The following is a 2,443-nucleotide window of genomic DNA, read 5'->3' as shown; positions in this document are numbered from 1 at the left end:
GGTTCCGGTAGGCCGTTGGCGAGGTGCCTGTGGGTCCTTTTCCAACGGCCTCCGGCCCGAACCGGACGTGATCGTTTCCGATCATCCGGCTCTCCGATGACTACTGCGTGAGTATCGCGGTTGGTTGCCGGGAGTGGATGGTGTCGTGGCAGGGCGGGCAGACCACGAGGGTTTTGCGTCGCATTCTTGCCATGAGTTTCACCCATTCCGGCTGTGGTCGCCCTGGGATGGCGAGGTCGGCGAGTTTCCGGACGTGGTGCACTTGGGTGTCGGTCCGTTGTTCGCATAGCTCGCACTGACCCGCGCGGAGGCGACGGATCAGCTCGTCGCCTTTGCTGCGGGGCGGTCCCGGGGCTGGTTGGCGGTCGTTGAGGACCGCCTTTTTCTGCCGTTTCAGTGGTATCCCGCCGAACCGTGCCAGTGTTTTCCTGCCGTCGCGTTCGACGCTGGCTTGGAAGCAGATACGTGGCCCGTGCGGTGTGTCGATCGTGGCTTTGTACTTGCGGGCCATTTTCGTCACCGACGAGCGATGCTTCGCTGCCAGGGTCTTGAGCATGGAGGTTTCCATGGCCCAATGCAGCCGGTTCAGTTTCCAGACGTCGCCGGCGAGCAGGTAGTACTGGATGAATCCCCGGTATTGAGCCCCGTAGGTGCTGATGATGAGGTGGTCATCGAGATTGCGCAACTGGGGCTGGTGTGCGGGTTTGCCGCGTTTGAGGTAGGGGACGCATTTGGCCTTGATCACCGTCGTGGGCACGCGCAGGCCGATTGTGCCGTTGACCCGGCGCTGACCACTGGTGATCTTGTGGTCGCTGTGCTGGACGGTGATCTCATAACCGAGGAAGCGGGCCGCGCCTGTACGGGCGTGGGTGATCAGTGTTTTCTGCTGCGAGAGTTCCAGCTTGAGATCATCATGCAGGAACATCGCGAGGCGGGTTTTGATCTGCTCGGCTTCGGCCTTGGGCCCGATGAACCCGAGGAGGGTGTCGTCGGCGTACCGCACGTACTTCAGCCGCCGGAAGCCTGGATCTTGGGGATCCTTGCTGGGGAGCTGACGCAACTGCTGGCGCAGCTGCCGCACCGCGTGGTGATCAGCGCGGTTGCGAGCACGAGTGATCGCGTATTGCACCTTTCGGAAGGAGGGGTTTGGGGTCCTTCGTCCGCCTCGGGTGTATTCGGGGATGAGGACGTTCTCGACGTATTTGTCCAGCCGGTCCAGGTAGATATTGGACAGGATCGGGGATGTGGTTCCGCCTTGGGGGGCTCCGGAGAGCGTGGCGTTCCATTCCCAATCCTCCAGGTATCCGGCTTGCAGCATGTTACGCAGCAGCCGCAGGAACCGGTTGTCGTGGATTTTCTCCGCCAGTACGGACAGCAGGATTTCATGATCGAGCGATCCGAAGCAGTCGGAGATGTCTCCTTCGATGAACCAGGTCGTCCCTGTCCAGTTGTGGGCTACCTCGGTGAGTGCGGTGTGGCAGCCCCGGCGGGGACGGAAACCGTGTGAGCGGCCGGAGAACTGTGGTTCGTAATACGCCTCAAGAAGCAAGCGGATCACTTCACCGACGAGTTTGTCCGACCAGGACGGCAGGCCGAGCGGCCTTAGTTTTCCGGTCTTTTTCGGTATGTAGACCCGTTTTGCCGGCTGGAATCGGTAGCGTTCGTGGCGCAGTGCATCAATGATGCGCCCGATCTTACCCAGCGACATACCGTCAACGGTTTCTCCTGTCGCTCCGGGTGTCGTCGCCCCATGGTTGGAGTACAGACGCCCGTAGGCCAGCAGATACAAGTGCGGATTGAACAGTTGTCGATACAGTCGCTCCAACGGCAGGCCACGCCTCCCGCGGTCACGCAGGACACCCAAGACCGATTCGGCGTTCCGCATCACGCGTACCTCCTGGTCTCCAAATGTCCGATCATCTGGCTTCCTTTGCCCTGCAGGCGGCTTTCCCGCCCTCCTTGGTGGGGCGTGACTCCCACGACTACTATGAAGCCTCCGTCGCCATAGGACTCGCGCCCCTTAGGCGATCCCACGTTCGTCCTCGTTGTACGTATCGAGCGTGACTTAGGCGGCCGACTCATCTCCTTAAATGCCCTCACTGGGCATCGCTCCACGTCCCGGAGGTTGCGTCGACCCTCGCATGAAGTCGACACAGGACGTGGCACCGGTTTCATGCGTCTTTCCGGCGGATGCGGGTTTTTCATCTTCTGGAGATTCGGCTATCAGGCAATCCAGCTATTCGCCATATCACGCGGGCCCCGCAGCGCCTCGTTTCATACGCCTGAACACGACCGCTGCTTTCCTGGCATGCTGTTGTTCCCTTCACCTTTCGGATCCAGGTAAGCCATCGGGCCCAGAAACCTCCCTCCAAGTTCCTCCCGGTTGTACCGGGGATACAACAAGGCGCCTCGTGGCGCACTACGAGCACCCGCCGAGCACCCA

The 2,443-nt window shown here is 61.1% G+C and carries 1 protein-coding gene; it reads right to left on the bottom strand.

The genetic code is table 11. The features are described 5' to 3' along the window. Positions 1-100: 100 nt before the first annotated feature. Entirely contained in the window at positions 101-1,885 is a 1,785-nt protein-coding gene (locus ABEA24_RS53265) for a reverse transcriptase/maturase family protein (protein ID WP_345444736.1), read from the bottom strand. Positions 1,886-2,443 lie beyond the last annotated feature (558 nt).

The organism is Actinoallomurus vinaceus, from assembly GCF_039542055.1.
Lineage (GTDB): Bacteria > Actinomycetota > Actinomycetes > Streptosporangiales > Streptosporangiaceae > Actinoallomurus > Actinoallomurus vinaceus.
The sequence above is the reverse complement of the archived record's forward strand: the minus strand, read 5'-3'. Positions and strand labels throughout refer to the sequence as shown.